16 protein-coding genes are annotated in these 22,429 nt (G+C 47.8%); 3 read left to right on the top strand and 13 right to left on the bottom strand.

Annotated elements, in window-relative coordinates:
• Positions 1-80: 80 nt before the first annotated feature.
• The 12 genes from WDY75_RS17645 to WDY75_RS17700 form a co-directional block, all read right to left on the bottom strand.
• Entirely contained in the window at positions 81-1,316 is a 1,236-nt protein-coding gene (locus tag WDY75_RS17645; RefSeq protein ID WP_370511102.1) for an RICIN domain-containing protein, read from the bottom strand.
• A gap of 238 nt (positions 1,317-1,554) precedes the next feature.
• Positions 1,555-1,761, bottom strand: a complete 207-nt coding sequence (locus WDY75_RS17650; protein WP_006210033.1) for a hypothetical protein — start codon at positions 1,759-1,761, stop codon at positions 1,555-1,557.
• A gap of 98 nt (positions 1,762-1,859) precedes the next feature.
• Positions 1,860-4,244, bottom strand: a complete 2,385-nt coding sequence (locus WDY75_RS17655; RefSeq protein ID WP_063479407.1) for a polyprenyl synthetase family protein — start codon at positions 4,242-4,244, stop codon at positions 1,860-1,862.
• Positions 4,245-4,351: 107 nt separating this feature from the next.
• On the bottom strand, positions 4,352-5,119 hold the full coding sequence (locus WDY75_RS17660) for an alpha/beta hydrolase (protein WP_063479406.1): 768 nt from the start codon (positions 5,117-5,119) through the stop codon (positions 4,352-4,354).
• Between the two features lie 148 nt (positions 5,120-5,267).
• Positions 5,268-8,738, bottom strand: a complete 3,471-nt coding sequence (locus WDY75_RS17665; RefSeq protein WP_063479405.1) for a glycoside hydrolase family 2 TIM barrel-domain containing protein — start codon at positions 8,736-8,738, stop codon at positions 5,268-5,270.
• A gap of 258 nt (positions 8,739-8,996) precedes the next feature.
• Positions 8,997-9,761: an ABC transporter permease gene (locus tag WDY75_RS17670; RefSeq protein WP_036642701.1), complete on the bottom strand. Its 765-nt coding sequence runs from the start codon at positions 9,759-9,761 to the stop codon at positions 8,997-8,999.
• The gene (locus WDY75_RS17675) at positions 9,758-10,510 is read right to left on the bottom strand and encodes an ATP-binding cassette domain-containing protein (RefSeq protein ID WP_156515061.1); all 753 of its coding nucleotides are present in this window, start codon (positions 10,508-10,510) and stop codon (positions 9,758-9,760) included. The genes WDY75_RS17670 and WDY75_RS17675 overlap by 4 nt, the downstream gene beginning before the upstream one ends.
• 160 nt (positions 10,511-10,670) lie before the next feature.
• Positions 10,671-11,639, bottom strand: a complete 969-nt coding sequence (locus WDY75_RS17680) for an ABC transporter substrate-binding protein (RefSeq protein WP_063479811.1) — start codon at positions 11,637-11,639, stop codon at positions 10,671-10,673.
• Between the two features lie 43 nt (positions 11,640-11,682).
• Positions 11,683-12,705 (bottom strand): FecCD family ABC transporter permease, encoded by a 1,023-nt coding sequence (locus WDY75_RS17685; protein ID WP_063479404.1) that lies wholly within the window; start codon positions 12,703-12,705, stop codon positions 11,683-11,685.
• A 2-nt stretch (positions 12,706-12,707) separates the two neighbouring features.
• Complete coding sequence (locus tag WDY75_RS17690) at positions 12,708-13,712, bottom strand: FecCD family ABC transporter permease (RefSeq protein ID WP_036642706.1); 1,005 nt, start codon at positions 13,710-13,712, stop codon at positions 12,708-12,710.
• 369 nt (positions 13,713-14,081) lie between these two features.
• Complete coding sequence (locus WDY75_RS17695) at positions 14,082-14,552, bottom strand: GNAT family N-acetyltransferase (RefSeq protein WP_063479403.1); 471 nt, start codon at positions 14,550-14,552, stop codon at positions 14,082-14,084.
• 179 nt (positions 14,553-14,731) lie between these two features.
• Entirely contained in the window at positions 14,732-15,145 is a 414-nt protein-coding gene (locus tag WDY75_RS17700; RefSeq protein WP_006210025.1) for a YugN-like family protein, read from the bottom strand.
• Positions 15,146-15,273: 128 nt separating this feature from the next.
• Here WDY75_RS17700 and WDY75_RS17705 point away from each other — a divergent pair, with 128 nt between their 5' ends.
• The 3 genes from WDY75_RS17705 (at position 15,274) to WDY75_RS17715 (ending at position 19,406) form a co-directional block, all read left to right on the top strand.
• Positions 15,274-15,861 (top strand): TetR/AcrR family transcriptional regulator, encoded by a 588-nt coding sequence (locus WDY75_RS17705; protein WP_269148269.1) that lies wholly within the window; start codon positions 15,274-15,276, stop codon positions 15,859-15,861.
• Between the two features lie 38 nt (positions 15,862-15,899).
• Positions 15,900-17,261 (top strand): MATE family efflux transporter, encoded by a 1,362-nt coding sequence (locus tag WDY75_RS17710; protein WP_036642710.1) that lies wholly within the window; start codon positions 15,900-15,902, stop codon positions 17,259-17,261.
• Between the two features lie 369 nt (positions 17,262-17,630).
• The gene (locus WDY75_RS17715; RefSeq protein WP_063479401.1) at positions 17,631-19,406 is read left to right on the top strand and encodes a hypothetical protein; all 1,776 of its coding nucleotides are present in this window, start codon (positions 17,631-17,633) and stop codon (positions 19,404-19,406) included.
• 77 nt (positions 19,407-19,483) lie between these two features.
• Here the strand turns inward: WDY75_RS17715 and WDY75_RS17720 are convergent, their stop codons facing one another.
• Positions 19,484-22,408, bottom strand: coding sequence for a hypothetical protein (locus WDY75_RS17720; RefSeq protein ID WP_063479400.1), 2,925 nt, complete (start codon positions 22,406-22,408; stop codon positions 19,484-19,486).
• Positions 22,409-22,429 lie beyond the last annotated feature (21 nt).

Below are 22,429 nucleotides of genomic sequence, written 5' to 3' on the forward strand. Positions count from 1 at the left end.
TCACGCGTCAGCCTGTGCCAATGTAAGGATACTTCGAAAAAAATGAAACAAGCAGCCCCCGGAGGGACTGCCTGTTATGATCAGTTGATTTTGGTAAATGCCCACTTCTGCGCATCGGAGCCGTTATCACTCCACTGCTGAATGGCAGCCCCGTCTGCTGTAGAGGCGCTGGCAACGTCCACGACCAGCCCATTGGTTTTGGATATGATTTTGTAGTAACCGCCACCCACATCTACAATCCTCCATCGCTGTGCATTCGACCCATTGTCATCCCACTGCTGCAGCTGGACACCGGTCGCAGTAGATGAGTTCGGTACGTCGAGCACTTTTCCACTGTGTACAGCTGTGAGCTTGTAATATCCGTCTCCCGTGCTCTCAACCCTGAATCTCTGATTATTGGCAACGTAGTTGGTCCACTGCTGGATTTTAGCTCCGCTTGCCGTGGATACATCCACAACATCCATTACCTTGCCGCTTGCCTTGGCAGCTATCGTATAGATGCCGTCACTAATCACGTTCGATGCCCCATTGTCCTGATAAACACGTACATAATCCACCAGCATCTGTGACGGGAACGGCGTTGCGTTATTCGGACTGCCAGGCCAATTCCCGCCGACTGCGAGATTCAGAAGAATAAAGAACGGGCGCTGGAACTCCTCGGTATTGCCGGTCCCATTTTCAATATAAAATTCATTGAACTGCACACCGTCCACAAACCAGCGAATATATTTGGAGTCCCACTCCATGCTGTAAACATGGAACTGCGAGAAATCCAGATTGCCCGATACCCGTCCATATTCCGCGTGTCCTCCTGCGTCCCAGTGTACGGTTCCATTCACGTAAGGGTTATTATTCACCCGCTCCATAATGTCAATCTCTCCGCTCTTCGGCCAACCCACCGAGGTGATGTTGCTTCCAAGCATCCAAAATGCAGGCCAAAGCCCTTGACCCGATGGCAGCTTGATTCGTGCCTCTACCTTCCCGTAAGTAAAGGTTTTTAAATCTTGCGTTTTGATCCGGGCAGAGGTGTAATTCATCCCGCCGTAGGATTCCTTTTGCGCCGTAATCACCAGATTGCCGCCGGTAACCTGCACGTTCTGCGCACGGTCGGTATAATATTGCAGTTCATTATTTCCCCATCCGCCGCTGCCAGTACCGATTTCAGGAGTCCAATTCGCCCTGTTAAGCGAAGTTCCGTTGAACTCGTCGCTCCATACCAGATTCCAGTTCGGCGCTGCGTTTGTTGTGTTAACAGGCAATAGAACGACCAGAAGACTGAACAGTATCACTGCACATATTCCTTTTCTTAGCATCATGTTCCCTCCTATTATTTTCGGATCAAGGTTTCATAGATACCTAGTGTACATACACAGCTGTTCTTCCAGCGGACGGTCCACTGAAGCTGAAATCACCTCTCCTCCTGTTCATGATTCATTGCCCAAAAACCGATCTATGATGAACATTCACTTGTTGCTTAAACTTACATATATTAATGCGCTTACATTTTCATTATATGCCTAACATATACCACTATCAACCTATATTTATATTATTTTACATCTTCGTTTCTTCTTTAAATTCACATCTTCCCACGTGCTTTACGAGCAGCATAAATGCCGGTGTATCAATAGACGGAGCACCTTCCGGTCGCTCCCCTCCCCACTTCGGCATCGTATCCACTATTACCCCTGTACCTTGCATGGGCAGAGGACATAAATGTCCGTTCAGAATATCGCATTCCGCCTCCGCTATTCCCAGCACTCAAGTGTATTGCCTCCTGCAACAGGACAATCAAGCCACAGAAACAGGCCAACCCGTTGAGTCTGGTTGACCTTCTTGAACCTATATAAATTAATGAACTAACTATCCCGATTAACCATATAGTTTAATAAATGCTTTAGAAAAGCAGTGTTCCGCGGCATCTCTTGCAAGGCCTCCACCGCCTGGCAGTAATGTTCCCACATCTCTTGGCTGGCGCCTTCCTGACCCAGGATCGTCACAAAGTTTGACGTGTTGTTCTCCGCATCCTGACCGGTGGGCTTGCCGAGCCGCTCCAGGTCTCCCTGCACATCAAGCAAATCATCCTTAATCTGAAAGGCTATGCCTGCATGATAAGCAAACTTCTTCAACAAGGCGATTTCTGCCTCATTTACCTGAGCCAGAATGGCAGGCATGACCAATGAGGCCTCGAATGCAATACCGGTTTTGTAAAAGCAGATCATATTCAACTGCTCCAGGGTCAGCTTCTTCCCTTTGGAATCCAAATCCATCGCTTGCCCCATGCACATCTCACCAGCCCGTTTAGACGAATACTGGATTAAGGAAACGACAGAGCTAGCATCAAATCCCACAAGCGACGACTGCTCCTCGATCGCCTTCTGAATTAAATACAGACCCGTTATTTCTGCCGTGGCGCTGTTATGGACCTGATGCAGGGTTGGCCTCCCGCGGCGCGTAGATGCGTTATCCTGTGAGGGTAGATCGTCGAAAATCAAGGATGCGGTATGCATATATTCCAGGGATCGGAGGAGCGGCACAATCGCGGAAGGCTCCAATCCGTATTCATTTACCCCCATGACCCAAGTTAAAATCGGCCTTAAACGCTTGCCATCTCCCTCAAGCGTGTAGTTGGCCGTGTCAATCAGCGACACTTGCATGGGCGGTGTATCGCTTGGCTGCTTGATTTGCAATTGGCTGTTGATCTCATCGCGGACAGTTGAAAAGGTGTTCGAAAAGCATTCCTTTTCTTGGCGGTTGTTCCTTAACACCGTGATGATCTGATCCCGCAGCAACTTATCAAAAAAATCCACATGATCTGCTTTCCGCACCATCTTCTGAATCAGTCGATTGAAGTCAGGGTTCCCCGAGGAGAATATCTCCATGATTTCGTTATATTTCTCAATCCCGATCCGTGCTTTACAGCGCTTCAAACCATTAATGGCCCGATCCAGAATCACGTCCCGCGTCTTGGCATCCGAGTCATATACATTGTGGATCAGATGGGAAATGACGGCCCAGTATAATTCGAAGGGGTTGATCAGATCGGCGCGTTGACCGCGATATTTCAGATAATAGGTGTAAGGGGTGACGGCCTCGTCCTCCATGTCATCAAACATATCTGCAAAATCATCGGCCAACTGATTGTAGATGCCGTAAAAGAAGGTCCGTTCATCAAAGCCTTCATCCGCTTGAGCGCTTAGAACTGACCGCACAATCAAGCGGGAAGATGACGATTTTAGAATGATCGGCAAATATAACTCTTCATTGGTGTATCGGGCATTGGAAAGATCCTTAATACGATCGATATGCTGCGAATGAAAAAACACGTTGGCTTGCTCGAAAAACGTCTCCTGCGTTTCCGGACGCTGGTGTCCCTTAATATACTCAAAGGCATCACGGAGCTCCGCGTGCACGAAACGGATCAGCTCCACGTTATTACCGCCCCAATCACCTGGCTTCGGTACCGTTCCGGTAAGCAACGCAGTGCGTATCATATGGGAATACTGTTCTTTTTCCTGCTCATTTAAGACGCCCGAGTCCAGTAAATCGTCGATAAAGGGATAGGTTAGACCATAGGAGTAACCGAGCCTGATGGCATCATCGAGACGAGCTGAACGTTCCGCAGGCAATACCGAGTCATCCATATCTTCAATGACATGCAGAACAACGCCCACAATGATCTTCATTAATTTGCGCTGGGCATGCTCTGCATTCATCTCCTTCGGAATATGGCCTGCTACTTGCTTCAGCTTATGGATGACCCATATCACGGCATTCTCGATGCCTTCCTTCTGGCCCCACCGGTATAACCCGGCTAAACTCATGCCATCCGGCGTACCTCCTCCATCCGATTTGGTGGATTGAAGAAGATGTTTTTTTATATCCGCAACCATGCGATGAATGCTGGCTTTCGTGTCTGGCGAGTCCAGGGCCTTGCCCAGATCCCTCATATAAATATAGGAAATGCTTCGATCCAAGTAGCCATCCAGTTTACCTGTATAATGGAGCCACCCAATATATCTATGATAGTCCCGGGTATCAGGTTTTCTCTGTCCCGAGGAAAAAAAGGATAGCCATGAATAACGACGAACATGCTTCCTTTTCCACATTAGAATGTCTTCTGTCAGGATCGGCACATATGTCTTTTCCTTAACCTGTACATAAAGTGATGCAAAATACTGAGCCGCCTTCTGCTCAGCCAGCCGATATCCCGTATCGGCTTGATCTGTATACGCAACATTCATATGATGGAATCCCTCAACTTCTATTGGTGTTAAACATGTACCCATGTTTATAACCTTTATACGCAGAAGTTTCAATCGGGTTACATTCTCGTTAAGATAGCTGAAATCTAATCCATTTCCTGAATCCAATGGTCTAACGCTTCCGTTACTTCTTGCAACTGCTCCTCTGCGGTTAAGTAGGCTTCCCTGTCACCTTTTTGGAAACCGTAAGAACCGAACTGCCCATGGTTAGCCCCTGCAATATCTACATACATGGTACCGTCAGGCAAATTCGTCCTGGCAGTCTCCCATTTCGATCTATCCAATACCCCATCTTGAGTGCCGGTAATTTGAAGCACGGACATGTCCAAACCGTTCAGCGCCCCCTTATCGTCAGCGTAAGATGCCAAGAAAAAAACACCGTCAATGGCATCTGAATGTTCAGCCGCATACCTAGAAGCGAACACACCACCCAAGGAGTGTCCTCCGATCACATATCGGTTGTCTGGGTATTCCTCAATGAAAGAGTCGGCTTTATTTTGTCCGAACACGGCCAGATTCAAGGGCATGGCAGCAATGTACACCCGGTATCCTTTCTCAGCCATTTTCCTGGCAAAAGGCGCATAACTCTTAGGTTCCACTAAACCGCCCGGATAGAAGATGATGTCGGGTGGAAGGCTATCCCCGTTCACGGGCTCGAAGCGGTAACCGTCTGTCAGCTGTTCGACACCGATTTCCGTGTTGCTATGAAACACGGCTTCAGCTTCATCCAGCGGCTTGTACGTCAGTGAATCCAGAATGAGAAGGCATGCGATAACAGCAAGGGACAGGATAGTTACAGTCCATATCGTTATCCTCCGCCAGCTCTTGTTCCCCTGGTTAATGAACTTCTTCATGCTCTTCACGATCCCTTCGGGTCCATTTTTTCGTGAGTAAATTATACCGCAGGGTTAATTAATTTTCTATTGAACCTCCGCACGGAAGCATTTACTCATGTATATAAAAAAAAGGCTGCCGATTTTCTCAGCAACCTCGTGAAACCGTTCATGATCCATCGACCCGCATAAACCGGAACCAACCAAAATCAAACTGACTTCCCGGAAGAAAGATGAATGTTACCTTGTAACAACCGGCGATAGGTTCCAGATCAAATACCTGCTCTTCGTACCCTCTGGACTGCGTAAATTCTACCAGCTGATTGCTCTCTCCTTCTGGACTCTCAAAGCGGATATGAATCGTATTCTTGTCAATCGCAGAGCTGCCGTTAACGATCAATTTCGATGAGCCTGCTTCTGCAAAATCCATCTGATCAAACTCCAGGGAAACATTATTTCCTATCCCTTCAACGGCCTTGTTGTCCACAATGGTAAAGGTATCCCCATAAATTCGGTCGCAATCCGCTGCAAAATTCTGCTCAAATGCTCTATTCCCTTCATGAAAATAGAAACCCTTGATATGCACCTTCTGATGAAGGATAAAACAAATCGAAGTAACGCCCCGCAGCTTCTTCGACAACCGATAGGTTTCTTCCTGATAGACATTCCACTTGGACTCTTTTTGGTAAATACAATCGGCTATTTGTGAGCTGCCTTCTTCACCAGGCATGCCTTCCCAGATTTGCAAAGAGTACTCCTCGCTTGAGAGGGCAAATATCGGGATCGTGATGGTATCGGAGCCGTGAGGACCAAAGTCGATGTCCCGAAATCCGACTTGCGTCTCGCCGTCTCTGCTGGTAGCAACACCTCTTTCATTCCCGTTCCCTACTTCGCCTTGGCTGTAATCATAAAGTCCGGCAGATATGAAAGAGTACGGGTCTTTGTAAGCGGCCCCCAAACCGTCGACTTTGAATTCCAGCTGGGATATAAGCTTGATTTTATCCGTACCGTTTCGGCTTGTACACCGAAGACGAAATTCACCGTCACCCAAGGCCGTTACCTTGGCTTCATGCCCATCGGCTTCTACCCTTGCAATATTGGATTCGATCCCCGCATCGTTCACGACAGCCCATTGGACCTCCTGATAAGAGGTTTCTGGCGGATGCAGTCTGGCACGTACCACCTTCTCACGATTGGACGGATCAAACGCTTGACCCCTTTCGCTGATCAGCTCAATCTTCCGAAGCGGCAGCTCTTCCACACACCCTGTTAAGCTTGGCAGGTTCTCATTCTTCGTGCTGGCCGCTATCCCTTCCGTTCCTTCATTCTGTGCGGCTGTGGAATTCAAGGTAAGAAATTGGCTGTCCAGACCCATGGAAGACACTTCAATCCGGATCTGGCCCGGCTCCAAGGTGGAGCCGATGATCGCCATCAGCTTGCCGCTGAACAGTCTTCTGCTCTGGCCCTTGTACGGATCGTAATCCGTGCTGTCCCCGTTGTCCATACCGAGCAAGCGCCCCGCACCCGTCACATGTACCTGCACCCGGTTATTAGCGTTCTCGACAACAAGGCCGGCCTCATCTTCCATCGCAATTTCGACGAACACAAGGTCTGTGCCGTTCGCGATCAGATTTTCTTTATCCGGGTTCAGAACAATCTTCCTGGCATCACCGAATGAGGTTCGAACATCCGTGGCAATGATGCGACCCGCTTCGTCGTAAGCTATCGCTTTCAATTCCCCTTCGACATAAGGGATCTTCCACCAACCCAATAGCTCCCTTCCGTGTTCATGGTCGATATCATGGGTCCCCATGGTTATGCCATTGAGCTGTAATTCAACTCTCGGCGCGTTTGAGCAAATGCGAACATCGATCATTTGACCGTTATTAAAATCCCAATAAGGTAACAGATGTACCATCGGTTTAGTCCGGTAATCCGCCCATGCCGCTTGATAGATATAATAGGAGTCCTTCTTGAAAGTCGCTGTATCGATCTGCCCGAAATAAGAGTTTTTGGTATGATACGGCGTAGGTTCACCGATATAGTCGAATCCGGTCCATAGAAATTGTCCGAGTGAGAACGGCATGTCCCGCTCAGCCAGGATGCACGCCTCAGCCGATTTTGCTCCCCAGCTCGTTGAGCTGTTACCCAGGGAAGAACACTGCTCGTCATCGTCTGCCAGGATGGATTTTTCGAACGGGAAATGATAGATGCCCCTGCTTTGTACAACAGACGCGGTCTCACTTCCATAGATGATCCAATCCGGATGCTCCTCATGATGCTTCTCGTAATATTTCTCGGCATAATTGTAACCTGCCACCTTCACGATATCGGCGCATTTCCGAGCATTCTCCCAAGGCATATAATTCGAACCAATGGTAACGCTTGCATTTTGCTTGGGATCGTATTTCAGAACTTCCTCCATCAGCATCCTTGTTACTTCCTGTCCTCTCTCGCCTGCGTGGGTATCATAGATTTCGTTGCCAATGCTCCACATGATGAGGCTTGGATGGTTCCGGTCACGTTGAACCCAGCTCTTCACATCGCGTTGAAACCATTCTTGGAAGAACCGGGCATAGTCATAAGACGTTTTCGAGCGTTCCCACATATCAAAAGCTTCCGAGACGATGAGCATCCCCATCTCATCTGCCAGGTCCATCAGTTCCTTTGCAGGCATGTTGTGTGCTGTGCGTATCGCGTTAGCGCCCATGTCTTTCAGAATGACAAGCCTTCTGGCTAAGGCCGTTTTGTTAAACGCGGCTCCCAAGGCTCCTAGATCATGATGCTCGCAAACCCCGTTCAATTTCAATTTACGGCCGTTTAGAAGAAAGCCTTGATTCGGATCAAGCTGAATATGCCGAAATCCGATGTTGTGGGATATGCTTTCAATAACCTCATGCTGACAATCTGGTTCTGATTCTGATTCCTGATCTGTTCCAGCAAGCCTCATTTCGGTAATCAATTGATACAGGCTGGGTTCATCCGGGCTCCATAACAACGGATTCTCCACGACTAAGGTTTGGCGGTTCGTCGATATGCAATGGACGGCCGCTGCAACCTTCTCGGATCCCTCAGCTATCTTCTGACCTTCCTTCACGATGGTATTCTTGATAAACACATCAGCCATGGTGTTCACTTCCGTGTCGACTTCGACCTGCCATCCGCTTTCGTGCTGCTTGGTCGTGATATAAATGCCGTCCGTCACGATATGGCTCTGATCCCTGGTTTTGAGCCACACGTTACGATAGATGCCCGCTCCTGAATACCAACGGCTGTTCGGGCTTTGATACACAACCTTCACGGTAATGACGTTCTCCCCTTCAACGAGCGCCTCCGTGATCTCGTGTTCGAAGGAAGAATATCCGTACTTCCATTCTCCCACCAATTGACCATTAACATAGACGGAAGAATCCATGTAAACGCCATCAAAACACAATAGCACCTGCTGGTTCTCTTTGCTATCCCACGACCATAACTTCCGGTACCACCCGATGCTGTTCTCATATAAATCCATGGTGTTATAGATCAGCCAGTCGTGGGGTACATCCACAGGTTTAAAGATCAGATTATCCGAATCCGTTACGTCCAGACCGCTTTTGGCAAACGTCCATCCGTCATTGAACAAGGCTTTTTTATTCATGGATGCTGTACTCACTTTCTTCATTTATTGTGATGATGAGAAAACATATTAGCTAATTAAGGCAGTTGATTCTACTATATCATGTTGTTCTATTATCAGAACCCGTATCTGATAAGTTCTAAAGTTTTCAAAGGATTTTCTTTAAGCAAGAATATTCCTGGCCTTCAACGCAACAAAAGAAACCCCGCCGCAATCAGCAGCAGAGCTCCATGGTTGTTCCTATGTATTGCTTCCCAATAGGAATCAGTGCAGTTTGACTCATCGGGTTCCTTCAGGTATCGGCCTCAACTGCAATTCTTTTGTAAGCATCAATCGATAACTTAATATGCTCAAGAGCATACTCGTTATGGCAGCTGAACCCGTGAAGGAGAATACGATCAGAATTTGATAGCGAACGGCTTCCACCGGATCTGCCCCGGCTACAATCATACCTGTCATCATACCCGGTAATTGGACGAGTCCGACTGTTTTCATACTGTCGATTGTTGGAATCATGCTGAATTTAACAGCCCGCTTCCTCACATCCTGCATGGCCTGCGACGCTGTGGCTCCAAGCGAGAGCAGGACTTCAATCTCACCCTTGGAGGATTGAACCTCCCGCCGCATCTGATTCACGTATAACCCGGCTACGACCATGGCGTTCCCGATCGTCATCCCGCTAAGCGGAATGATGTACTGGGGTGTCGGTTCAATAATGTTCAAGCCAAGCAGCATCCCCATCATCAGCAGTTCGGTTGTCAGTATCGACAGCGCAATCCTCCACACGATCCCTCGCATCCCCGGAGCCCGCCGAGCCGCATTCCATGCCGCCACCCCAATCATCACCGAGATGATCATAACCAAATAAATCACATGCTCCGTCCGGAAAATATACTGAAGCACATATCCGATAGCCAGGAGCTGAATGGCTGAACGTATCGTACCCGTCGCAATCTCTTTCTCCAAACCAAGCTTCTGCCATACGGAAATGAGCATGGTCGCGATGACAAAGAGAAGTGTAAAACTAAGCGCCAGTAATGTCATAGTGCAGCCTCGCTAGCCAGGAAACGCACAAATTGCCTTCCCGCTTCTGTTGCCGGCTGACGAAAAAAATCAATCGTTTGCTGATCTTCCAATAATGTGCCCCCGGACATGAACCAGGTCCTGCTGCTGGTCCGTGCTGCCTGCTCCAAATCATGCGTAACCCAGATCATGGTTGTTCCTTCCCTCGCCTGCCATTGTTGCAGCATGTGCTCCACTGCTCTTGCGCTAATATTATCCAGCGATGCGGTAACCTCATCAAGAAGCAGCACGGCTGGCCGCAGCAGCAGCGATCGAATGAGCGCAATCCGCTGCTTCTCTCCACCGGACAGCTCGCTGGCATTCTTCTTGCGATCCAGTCCAGCAAGTAATGTCTCTTCCAGCAATTGCTCGGCAAGCTGCACATCATACACCTCTCCATGAAGACGACTTGCCGTTCGCAAATTATCCTCGACGCTGCCTGGCAGCATAACCGCTTGCTGAGCAACATAACAAATTTCTTTTCTCCACAACCTGGGATCCTTCTCCCGATAGGAGATTCCCGCATAAGATATATCGCCCTGATCCGGCATATCCAGCAGTGCTAACGTCCGCAGCAAAGTGCTTTTTCCTTGGCCCGATGGGCCGATGACAGAGATGCACTCCGGCTGCTGAATGACTGCAGACACTTCTTCAAACAGATAAGGGGATTCCCTGTTGTCTTGGTTCCAGGAATGTTTTGCTAACCGTTGAATTTCCAGAATAGCCGCCAAAATCTAGTAACTCCTCTCATAATCACTCATTTGCCCCTCGCAACAACAAAAAGAGAGCGGGATGGCTCCCGCGCTCTGCGCTACACGTGTCATTCCTATCTACCTATAAAAGCTTATACGAATTCATTACCCCCGTAAAGTATAGGTTCCACTGGATTTATTACTTCGTAAACAATTGCTCTGCATCGTCCATGGCCATGCTCTGACCTAGTGAAGAGTAGTCCAACCATTTTTGACCGTCAAGCGTATACACATGATTGTTCTTTACGGCCTTCAGATTTTTCCAGAGCGGGTTATTTTCCAGCTCGGCATAAACCTTTTTGGCATTATCATCATTGTTTACGATAAGGAAAATCGCATCGGCATCAAAGTCGGGGAGCACTTCCTTGGATATGACAGCGTACGGCTCTGAGGCAGAAATCTTCTCAACGCCGTTGGCTGGCTTCAGCTTCAAATCCTGGAACATAATAGGTCCAACCGGCCTGCCTGCACTTTGCACCCGGATCTCCTTGGCAGATACCCGGATTGCCATCGCTGTAGCATTTTCTCCCAATTCGCTTGCTATCAATTTACTAACCTGATCCGCCTTCTCTTCGTATTCTTTAATGAAAGCTTCCGCTTCTTTATCACGCCCAACAACGGCCGCAACGCGTTTCAGATGATCCTGCCATGTCCCCTCATCCAGATTGGTGCTAACCACCGGCGCAATTTTCTCCAGCTTCGAGCGTTCCTCACCACCGAAATGCTCATCGATAAAGATGTAATCCGGTTTCAATCCCAACACAGCCTCCATGTCGGAATCCCCGACTACGCCAAGCTTCGCACTGCCTTCAAGAAGATGCGCCACATGCGGCAGAAAGTCCCCTACTCCGCCTCCAATGGCAGATCCGGCAGGCTTAATTCCTAACGCCAGCAAATTATTCGTCATGTGTATCGACATCGAAGCGATTTTGGCATTCGGATCAACCTGCGTGACCGAATCCTTCTCCCCGGCTTTACCGCTATCCCCAGTTTCTTGCGCCGAAGATGAGCTGGCTGAGGTATTCACTGCCTCTGACGCTTGTCCGCCGCAGGCAGACAATATTCCTATACACAGTATAATAGCAAGGGTCCCGCACCATTTCTTCATCATCAATCTATACCTCCGTATGTAATGTTAGTTATAGTTGTACTTATTTTGTTGTGAACAATAAATATAGAAAATAAGGTCCCCCGACTGCGGCTACGACAACCCCTGCCGGCACCGCATTAGGCTGAAACAGGGAGCGGCCGATCGTATCAGCAGCGACCAAGATCACAAGCCCTGTCATGGCCGCTATGGGCAGAAAATGTCGGTGCTGCGGACCTACGAGCCGCTTGGCTATATGCGGCGCTGCTAAACCGATAAAGCCAATGCCTCCGGCCATCGATACGCTGGCACAGGACAAAGCCACGGCAAGCGCAAGCAGGATCAACCGGCTTCGGGTAACGGCACTTCCGAGGCTTGCTGCCGTTTCATCGCCCAATGTAAACAGATCAAGCGTCGCGGAACGATAATATATGATTGGAATTAGTACAACGATCCATGGAAATAATCCCCAGACGTTTACCCAATCTCTGCTCCAGACGCTGCCTGCCAGCCAGCGGGCAGCAAAGGTATATGTATCTTCATCTAATCGAAGAGAGAGCAGCAGCGTCATCGCACTAACACCTGCAGACACGGCGATTCCGACCAGTATCAGTCGAATGGGCAGCAGCCCCCTATAGCGGTCGTATGCAAATAAAAATATTACCAGTGCAATGACGGCTCCTCCCGCAAACGTAAACAGCGGAATCATCAGTGCGGCAGGTCCATCCAGTGAACGGAAGAATGAGATATAGGCAATCAACCCAAATGCCGCCCCGGCATTAATCCCTAGGATACCCGGATCAGCCAGCGTATTCCGCGAAACACCTTGAAATACCGCACCGGCAATGCCAAGGCCGGCTCCCGCCAGCATCGTAATGATAATTCGAGGCAGACGGTATTCGTACAGAATCATGCTCTCCTCCGCCGTGCCATAACCAATTAAAGCCTTCAGAACACTGGTAGGCGACAGCCGGATGGTCCCCGTGTTCAAGCTGATCAAGATGACGGTTAAGGCTACACCAAGCAAGACAATCGCAACACGGATTGTTCTTTTTCTTCTTAAGAGGAATATGGCCTTTTCATCCATGACTACAGATCACTCCTCTCTTTACGCGCAAGATAAAGAAAGAAAGGAACGCCGACCATGGCCACCATGGCCCCGATTGCGAATTCTCTTGGCGGATTGACCATACGTGCGGCAAAATCAGCCCATACCAGCAATATGGAGCCCAGAATGGCCGAGAGCATGATGATCTTCCTGTAATCCGCTCCCACAAGCCTGCGGGCGATATGGGGGACAATTAAGCCCACGAATCCGATCGATCCCGCGACTGACACAGAAGCTCCTGCTAGTACAACTGCAGCAGTCATTCCGAGAAAACGAACCCTGCTGGCTCGTACGCCCAAATTGGTCGCGGATTCATCCCCTAGTGACAAAAAGCTGATGGATCGCCCCATCATGCAGGCCCATATCGTTGCAATCAAAATGATAGGTACCAGCAGCTTGAGATGGGACCAGGTTACACCGGCTACACCTCCTGCATACCAGAAAGCCAGGTCCTGACTCAAAGCGAAATAAATCGCAATACCCGTGCTTAACGACTGGAGTATAGCGGCAACGACAGCTCCCGCTATCGTTAACCGAATAGAGTTCAGGCCGCCTGGCGTTAGCGAACCCAGCAGCACGATAAAAACAGTAGTCATAGCTGCCCCTGCAAATGAAATAGCCATCAAGGCCGAATAAGACAAATTCGGTAAAAATGCAAAGCATAACGCCACCATGAAGGTAGAACCCGCGTTGATGCCCAGAATGCCGGTGTCGGCCATGGGATTGCGGGTTACCCCCTGCATGATTGCTCCAGCCACGGCGAATGCCATTCCGGTTATTGCTGCGCCTAATACGCGTGGCAATCGGATCTCATGAACGATCTGATGCGCCGTCAATTCCGCATCGTAATGCATGACGGCAGACCATACCGTGCCCATGGTGAGATCTTTAGCGCCATAGGAGACAGACATGAACAGGGTAAGCCCCAAGCCCAGCAATGCAGCGAATAACAGCAAGATAAAGATGATATGTCTACTTCCACTCATAACAATAGATTTGAACCCCTTCTCTCCGTCCACATTGATCGATTCGTACCCAATATGATAATAATAATCATTATCATTGTAAACTATCTACCGAATATGTACATGATCTTTTTTAAGGATTGGAACTTGCAATCGTTCTTTGTGATGACCTGATGATTTCATATCCCTATTTCTCCAACCTTTTGAACTGAGAATCGTTATCATTTATATGTTCATTGTAGTTCCAGGCCCTTAGTAAGTCAATGAATTCCTCTATCAAAGAGATGCAGACTGTACCCCATTCATGGAACGCAAAAAAACCACTCCATGACCATGGAGCGGTTTTCCCATAACTGCAAAGAGAAAGGCCTATAATGTACATGATGGCGGTTATGATCCCGAAGAATTATCAGGCTGCAGATTGAGTTCCAGCCATTCATCCGTATCTTGAAAACCAAACTTCTTATATACCGGCCTACCTAGTTTGGAAGCACCGAGCCATATTTTCGAAATCCCCGCTGTTCTCGCCTCATCCACTAGTATAGATAACATCCTGGTTGCAATCCCCTGTCCGCGGTAATCTTCTCTCGTATACATATTCGTAATATAAGCCTTCTTGCCACTCTTATTCGAGTATGAAGGCGGGAAGTCATAGAACATGACGGCCCCCGTAGCAATGATCTCTTCGTTATCCTCTACGATCCACTCTATCAAAGAACCATCACTCATTTTATGGTTAAAAAAAGATAGCAATTCTGCATCGATATTCTGATAAGGCTCTATCCCCTCATCAATTAACTGCTTTTTCCTTAATTCGATCAATTGATGGATTTCATCCATGCTTGCTTTCCGATAATTCAAGCTCCCACCACCTCTGTATAATAAGCAGCCTCACCTTATCACTAAATCCTTATATATACGAACGGATAATCGAACTTATCTGTACGGAGTTTATCATATTCGAAGATCGAAGTCACCGGCAACAGCTTCAAACGAACAAAAGAGACCAAGCAAGCTTGATCTCTTAGCGTAACCTTACATTAATGCAGATACCCTGTTTCTACCTCGTTCAGAACATTTCGAGCCTGCTCCACCCACATATCATCAACAGTCGCGTCAGGGTCGATCGGTGATTGGAATTGATCAAATAGGGCACCTAACAGATGAGGTGCTGCGTGCTTATCGGTGCCTTTATTGTAAATATGACGGAACACGAACGGGCGTCCGAGTTTGATGGTCGCGTGACATCCTCCGCATTCACCATCCAGACTCCCCTTGGTTACGCGAAATGGAATCCGAAGCCACACCATCCGGTCCTGATCCAGCCTCTTATCCAGATAGCCATGCTTGTAATCCCAATTCCCGGCCAATGTAAAATCATGCTTGCATAAATAGGTGTCGATATTCACAAAACGGTCTTCGATATTCTCAAGCCTCGATTCCAAATTAATCAAATCGCTTACCTCCGGTTTTAGTTCTAGGATGGACGTGAATTCCAGGCTTTATACGGAGCGCCCCTGGGTCATTCTTGCTTTTTCATCCCACACTTGTTATGATTACTGACGAACGTTCGTAAGGAAAGGTGATACGATTGAAAAGTGACGATATTAAGCAAGCAGCGCTCAAGCATTTCTCGACTCACGGTTATGAAGGAGCTTCTCTCTCAAAAATAGCTGAGGAAGTTGGACTGAAAAAACAGTCCCTGTATTCTCATTTTAAAAACAAGGATGATTTGTTTCTGCAGGTTCTGCGAGATGCGGGCGAAGTTGAACTGCAAACAAAGCTAACGTTTTTCAACAATCGGCAGGACCCGTCACCAGAAAAATCGTTGTATGCGTTTTTGGTTATGGTCAAGGAGCTGTTTCAGCTGGATGAGCGCATGAAATTCTGGCTGCGCATCTCCTTCTTTCCTCCGGAACACCTCTATCACCTGATCGGAAATGAAGTCCTCGCCATTGAGGATCAAGTGCGGAAGATGCTGGAAGCGAAGTTCGCAGAATGGATGAGCAAAGAGCAAATATTTGTGGAGAAACCCCGCATTCCCGCCAGTGCATTTATGGGCATTGTCGATGCTCTGATGATTGAATTGGTATATGATTCAAACCCGGAGCGAATTAATGAGAAGTTAGAATCGGCTTGGACCGTCTTTTGGCGGGGCATTTCAAAATAAATCAAATTGTTATTCGCAATGAATTAGGAGAGTACATCATGTCAACCACGGAGCAACAGCAACAGAATATTCTTGATACACAGTCAACAGGGAAGGTATTCCTGCGTTATCTGATCCCCTCTTTAGTCGGGATGGTATTAATGGCCGTTAACATCGTTGTGGACGGCATCATGGTTGGAAACAAGCTTGGTGCCGCGGCTCTTGCAGGAGTCAATATTTCCGGGCCGGTATATACAATCTTCGTCGCGATGTCGATATTGATCGGGATCGGGGGAGCAACCCTTTATTCCCAGAGCATGGGCGCAAGTAACCCGGATCGGGCCCGCTTCATTTTTACCCATTCCGTTACGCTCATCTTATTGTTTACCATCGTTGTTGGTGGCATCGCGTTTTTATTCCATGGTCAGCTCGTTTATCTACTGGGAGCCAACGCGGAAACGGCTCCATTCGCATCGGACTATATGAATGTCTTTCTTACACTCGGATTTATCTTCACATTGGAAAATGCCTTGAGCATTTTCATCCGTAACGACGGGAATCCAACACTCGCCATGCTGGCCCTTATCGTTACGGCCGTCTCCAATGTTATCTTTAACTTTGTCATTCTGTACGTGCTTGAGCTTGGCATTCGCGAGATTGCTTTCGGCACCATTGCCGCAGCCTTCTTGGGGCTTTTGGTGTTAGGCACTCATTTTTTCAAAAAGAGCAGCAATTTGAAGCTCCAGAAATTCCGCTTCGATAAAAAGCTGTTTATCCTAACGCTCACTTTCGGTTTCCCGAGTTTTCTTGCGGAATTGGGTATTTCCGTCTTCACCATAGCCCACAACATTGTTTTCTCCAGACTTGCCGGAACCGAGGGTGTTGCCGCTTTCTCGATTGTTAATTATGTGCACGGAATTATGCTTTTGCTGTTCCTTGGCATGGGTTCTGCCATTCAGCCGCTTGTCAGTTATTATCATGGTGGTCAGAAGCATGATCGAAAGCGGGAAACGGTTCGAATTGCGACCTGGACTGCCATAGGTACGGGGGCAGCCTTTACGATGATCGGTCAAATAGCCGCAGCCCCCATTGTGAATATCTTCGGCGATTTCTCAGCCGATATTCAAAATATGGCCACTTCAGGGATTCGTATTTTCTTCATTGCTTATCTTGTTATGGGAATAAACTTTATTATGATGACCTATTTCCAATCGATCGGCAAGGTGAAAATGGCAGCATGGATCACGGCGGGCAGAGAAATCTTTTTCCTGCTTATCTTCTTATCGATCCTTCCCGCCTTATTCGGGATTCAAGCGGCGTGGCTGGCTGTTCCGATCTCGGAATTCGTCATGCTCATCACCATCATCATCTATGTGAAACGCCAAGGACATTACTTCGGTAAGCAGGGCACAATCTTATAAAGCAGGATTGTCGTCTCCCTTTTATTACAAGCCAAATTCTATGGAATCGATCGTAACCATAATATTCAAGGCAGCATGAAATTTTTTACTGCAAATTGTGATACTAGGACAGACCAAGACTGCAAACCGCAACTTTATTCCTGAGCAGTTAGCCTTAAAATCGTTAATATTCATATAATTTATATCATTTAGTAAGATAATTCCAAATAAGAAGTAGTTCCTTTTATACCGATCATCCGTTCGATGCGCGGAATTCAGCTTGTCCCGTAAGAACAAGGGCTCATCTTTTTTTGAAACATCAATGCTATAATAACTCCGTTTACTAAATAGAGAATGGGTGGAGTTCTCACAGAGAAACGGAGGGAAAACATGAAGGTGAAAGGTTACCAGAATCTTGCCGGCCTGTTGGTTGTCATGCTTCTGGTGGGGCTTCAAACCCCGGCATACGGAGATAGTACTACGGTAAAAGCAACTTGGATATGGCAAACCGATCTGATCAAGGATGGCGGAGAAGAACTGCTGGATTTTTCCCGTGAAGAAGGAATAAATCTGATATACCTGCAGATCAATCGTCAGATGCCAGCAGAAACATATGAAGCGTTTATACAGCGTGCGCATGACGCGCAGATTGCGGTGCATGCCTTGGGAGGAGACCCCCGATGGGCATTGACCGAATATCGCAACGATATGCTCGGTCTTGTTACTTGGGTTAACGACTATAATAATAAAGTTTCAACCAGCGCCCGATTTGACGGAATTCATCTGGATATCGAACCCTATGTGCTTGCTGAGTGGGAAACCGCGCAGGATCAGATTATCGCGGCCTGGGAACAAAACTTAACGCTGTTCCTAAGCCAGGCTTCCGGAATGGGATTAGAGCTTGGAATCGATATCCCCTTCTGGTTTGATCATTATACTTTGCCAAACGGAGTCGGCTTTAATGAATGGCTGATCAGTGCATTTGACCATGTGACAGTGATGGCGTACCGGAATCAGGTGGAATCCGAGCACGGTATCCTCGACCTGACGCGGGAGGAGCTTGAGCTTGCCGGCAGGCTTGGGAAGCAGCTTCTCATTGGGGTTAATACCAAAGAGATGCCCGGTCAGGCCCATACTACCTTTTATGGACATGGAAAAGAGAGAATGAATCAAAAGCTGGAGCATCTGTCCAGCGTGCTCGATTCCTACGAGTCCTTTGGCGGAATCGCTATTCACGATATACGGAACTGGCAGATCATGTCGGATGGAGAGGTTATCCCCCCTGGAGGAGGAAACCCTACACCTGATCCGGATCCTGACCCGGGAGAAGGCGAACGCGTACCGGATGCGGATCCTGTTACCCGGGATCCGGTGGTAAGAGGCACTTACATATGGGAAGCCCATGAAGTGGTGCAGAACAGCCGGGAGATTCTTGATTTTGCCAAAGAAAAGAATTTGAACTGGCTCTATGTCCGATTGGATCTGGAGCAGCCCTACAGCTCTTATTCCTCTTTTGTCAAAGAAGCGGCAGAGGCCGGCATCGAGGTTCATGCTATGGGCGGCCATCCGATATGGGCGCTTGAAGAGAACAGGCCCAGAATGCTCAGACTGGTCAATTACGTGAAGAATTATAATCGTGCCGTGGAAGGCAATGAACGTTTTCACGGCATTCATCTGGACATTGAGCCTTATGTGCTGCCAGCATGGAAGGAAGATTCGCAGCAGGTCATATCCGAATGGACCGCGAATCTGGACGCCTTTGTTACGGAATTGAAGAAGGACTCCAATCTGGAAGCCAGCATGGATATGGCCGTTTGGCTGGATAAGTATAAAGTGACGGGCCAAGACATATCCCTCAGCAAATGGATGATAAATCGTATGGATCATGTATCCCTTATGGCCTTCCGGGATTCAGCCGAAGGGTCTAACGGTATCGTCGCGGTATCCAGAGAAGAAATCGCGTTTGCGGATGAACTCGGCAAGCCGCTCCTGATCTCAGTGGAGATCAAAGAGAGCCATGAGGGCGACCATATTACCTTCTATGAGGAAGGCGCAGCCTACATGGAGGCAGAACTTGCGAAGCTGCCTGAATTATTAAAGGATTCTTCCTCCTATACCGGAAGCATTGTTCATGCTTATACGTATTGGAAAAATGCTAAACCCTGATTAATTAAATGGATAATAGCCCTGCTGCTCTTATTGAACAGCGGGGCTATTTTTTTATGGCATATGTTATAACTCTTTTAGAATCGTCCCTCCCCCCCATCGTTATCGGCTTGATTTGCTTCCGCAATTAGTGGATACGACTGGCTTCCCAGCAGTACTCTACGGCCTTGGAACTCATCGTAGAGATTCATTCGAATCGTCCCTCCGCTCAACACCTTGTGGAAGCTATTGTTGAACGTTATGGAATATGATTTATGGTTGCCTATCGTAAGGTCGGTTCCCAGCGTTAATGATGTTTCCATGGCTTTCCCTAGCGGGTCTATCATCTCCAGGATAAGTTTATGATCGTACGATCCCACGTTATATTCGCGATTTAGAGTCAGGTCGTAAATAAAATCAAGAGCAACCTTACTTTCGCTAAGGGTCCCCTCTGCTCTCGTAATGGATAGGTTATACGGGAACAATTCCACATTCCTTAAATTTGTCGCAGGCTGAATCATTCCAGGACTAAGGGCTAATCCAATCGTATTAATAGATCCCGTTGACTCCTTGCCTGGTTCCGTCAGCTTGCCGTCGGCTACGCCTTCCCCAATATGCAAGACAAGCTGTGAAGTGTTCACATCCAGCGGAATTTCACTCCACACGGTGACCAGATTTTTTCCGCCAGGGCTTACTGAGTTGGACGATTGAGTAACTTCGGCTTCATAGTATTGATTCTCAGTTGTTTTGTAGTAAGCCACCAGCTGCGATGGCTTGGATTGACGTGTTTCTGCGCTGGTCATGGCCAATTCCGTATATATCAGATTTGAGCTGCCGTCACGGTAGACGGTCGTTAGACGTTCGCGGACTTCCGCTTTCCTGCCTATCGTATCGATTTGATATGACTCGCCTGCAGCAACATGAGCCATTTCATAATCAAGTGCGCTCGCATTCAAAGTAAGAAATTTAACAGCATCCTCTCCCGTATTTTCCTGCAGTACAATCCTTAGCTGATTGAAATGGTAAGAGTACGGGACTTTGGTCAGCACATATAGTTCCACCGTTTCATTAGGAGCAAGTACCGTTATATCGTTCGGAGCGACGATTTGGGTAGTGCCGCTGAGATCCCGCATTCCCGCGTTCACCTGGGCTTTAAGGACTGGCAGTTGCACAGACGATGATGTCGTATTTCGAATTCTGATTTTAGCTGCAATTTGATCTTCATCCGTCCATGGCAGCCGGTGATAGGAACTGAGCTTTACCCCGAACGTGCCATACTGGTTCTCGACAATGCTCTCTAATCCTAAATGGTTTTTTCCTTCCTGGGCATAAGGAATTTTATAATACGCAGTAGGAAATATAATCTTATCCGTCACAGCAGGTTCTGATAATTGCAGCTGCAGCGCATTTTGTTTCAGATGTAAGGGCACATCGGCACTTAATTCAACGATCTTCTCCTCCAGTGGCTTCAAGGTAAGGTTAGCAAGTGCCTTGCTATTTACTGGAATGCTGTACCCTTCGGAAGCATTGATGGACAACTCATAAGCGGGAATCGTTATGGATTTTTCACCGATGTTTTTCATACGGAATTGAAGACTCCATTTTGCAGAATCGTTCTCTGTATAGACCGAGGCGTTTTTCAGCTGTGTTTCGATTGAATGATGGTTGATCGTAATTTTCTTGACGCCATATTCGTTTACGGGAACATAAGATGCTGCTGCCGGGAGCTTAAAGGTTTTTACTGGAAGATTCATCTTCAAGACTTCGTCTTGACGGGTATATTGCAGCATCATATTGTCGGTTCTCAGATTGGAGGGCACCTCTGCCACGTAGTAGATGGTTTTCGTTTGTTGCGGCTGTATCTTATAAAGACCTTCCGTATCAACTTCATCCTCAGGCAAAAGTTCGAATACCGAACCTCCTGCCGATCTCAGGTATGCTTTATGACCGGGATCACCGAGCACCTTCGTCCCCCTGTTAGAGAGATTAACCCCTACCTTCAGGTACACCTTCCCATTCAGTTTCAGTCTCTGTAAACTCTCTGCCCTGGTCATTACAGGCAACTGATCCATCATGATCTTAATGCCCTGGCCTTTGGCTACAGGATTGTCAGGGGCTGCCGCAGGAAGCTTGAAGGATCCGACCGGGAGATTTATATTCAAGGCTGCCTCTTCCTGGGCAAATTGAAGGATCATACGATCCGTTTTCACATAGGAAGGAATCTCCGTCCAATAGTACATCATTCTCTTCTCCCGCGGCTTGATTTGGTAACGGCTGCTGGTTTCATCTGGCAAGAGCTCAAATACCGAACCTCCAGCTGATTTCAAGTATGCCTTATAACCGAGATCTTCCAGTACCTTCGTCCCCCCGTTCGTGAGACTGACCCCTACCTTCATGTATACCTTCCCATTGTATTCCATTTTCTGCAGACTTTCCGCCCTGATCAGGACAGGCAGGTTATTCATGGAAATTTTCTTGCTTTGGCCTATTGGAACGATGGATGAATATTGGTTAGGGATCGTAAAACTCCCCAATCTTTTCTGGTAATTACTGCTGCTGAAATCCCACCCGAATAGGGACACCTCCACTCCGCTTGTCTTTGTGGACTTGCCGATATTCACATAGTACGTTATGGATATGCTCCTCTTTGCAGGCACTATCTTTGGGGTTGAGTCACTCGAAACAGGTTTGCCTTGCATGGTCGATCCGCCTGTCGTGGTAACCTCCGAGAAATAATCAATGAGATCCACATTACTTCCGCTACTGTTACTGTAACGAAGTGTATATATGAGGATATTCCCACTCGGCTGTGCAAAAATGTCCATATCCATCAGTTTCACGGTGACATTGCGCTTTAAACTGACCGGGGCGAGTTCATCCAGCGTGAACAATGACGCTGCTGTAATAGACTTGGAAACGGACGAAGCTGACATGGATGCCCCGTAAACTCCATTGGCCGTGAATGGAATTAATACCGCAGCGCTAAACAGAATGGCCACATACGTCTTTCTTGGCTTGTACATAAAGATACCTCCAGTTGAAAA

The sequence above is a fragment of the Paenibacillus glucanolyticus genome (assembly GCF_037333485.1).
Classification (GTDB): Bacteria; Bacillota; Bacilli; order Paenibacillales; family Paenibacillaceae; genus Paenibacillus_AQ; species Paenibacillus_AQ glucanolyticus.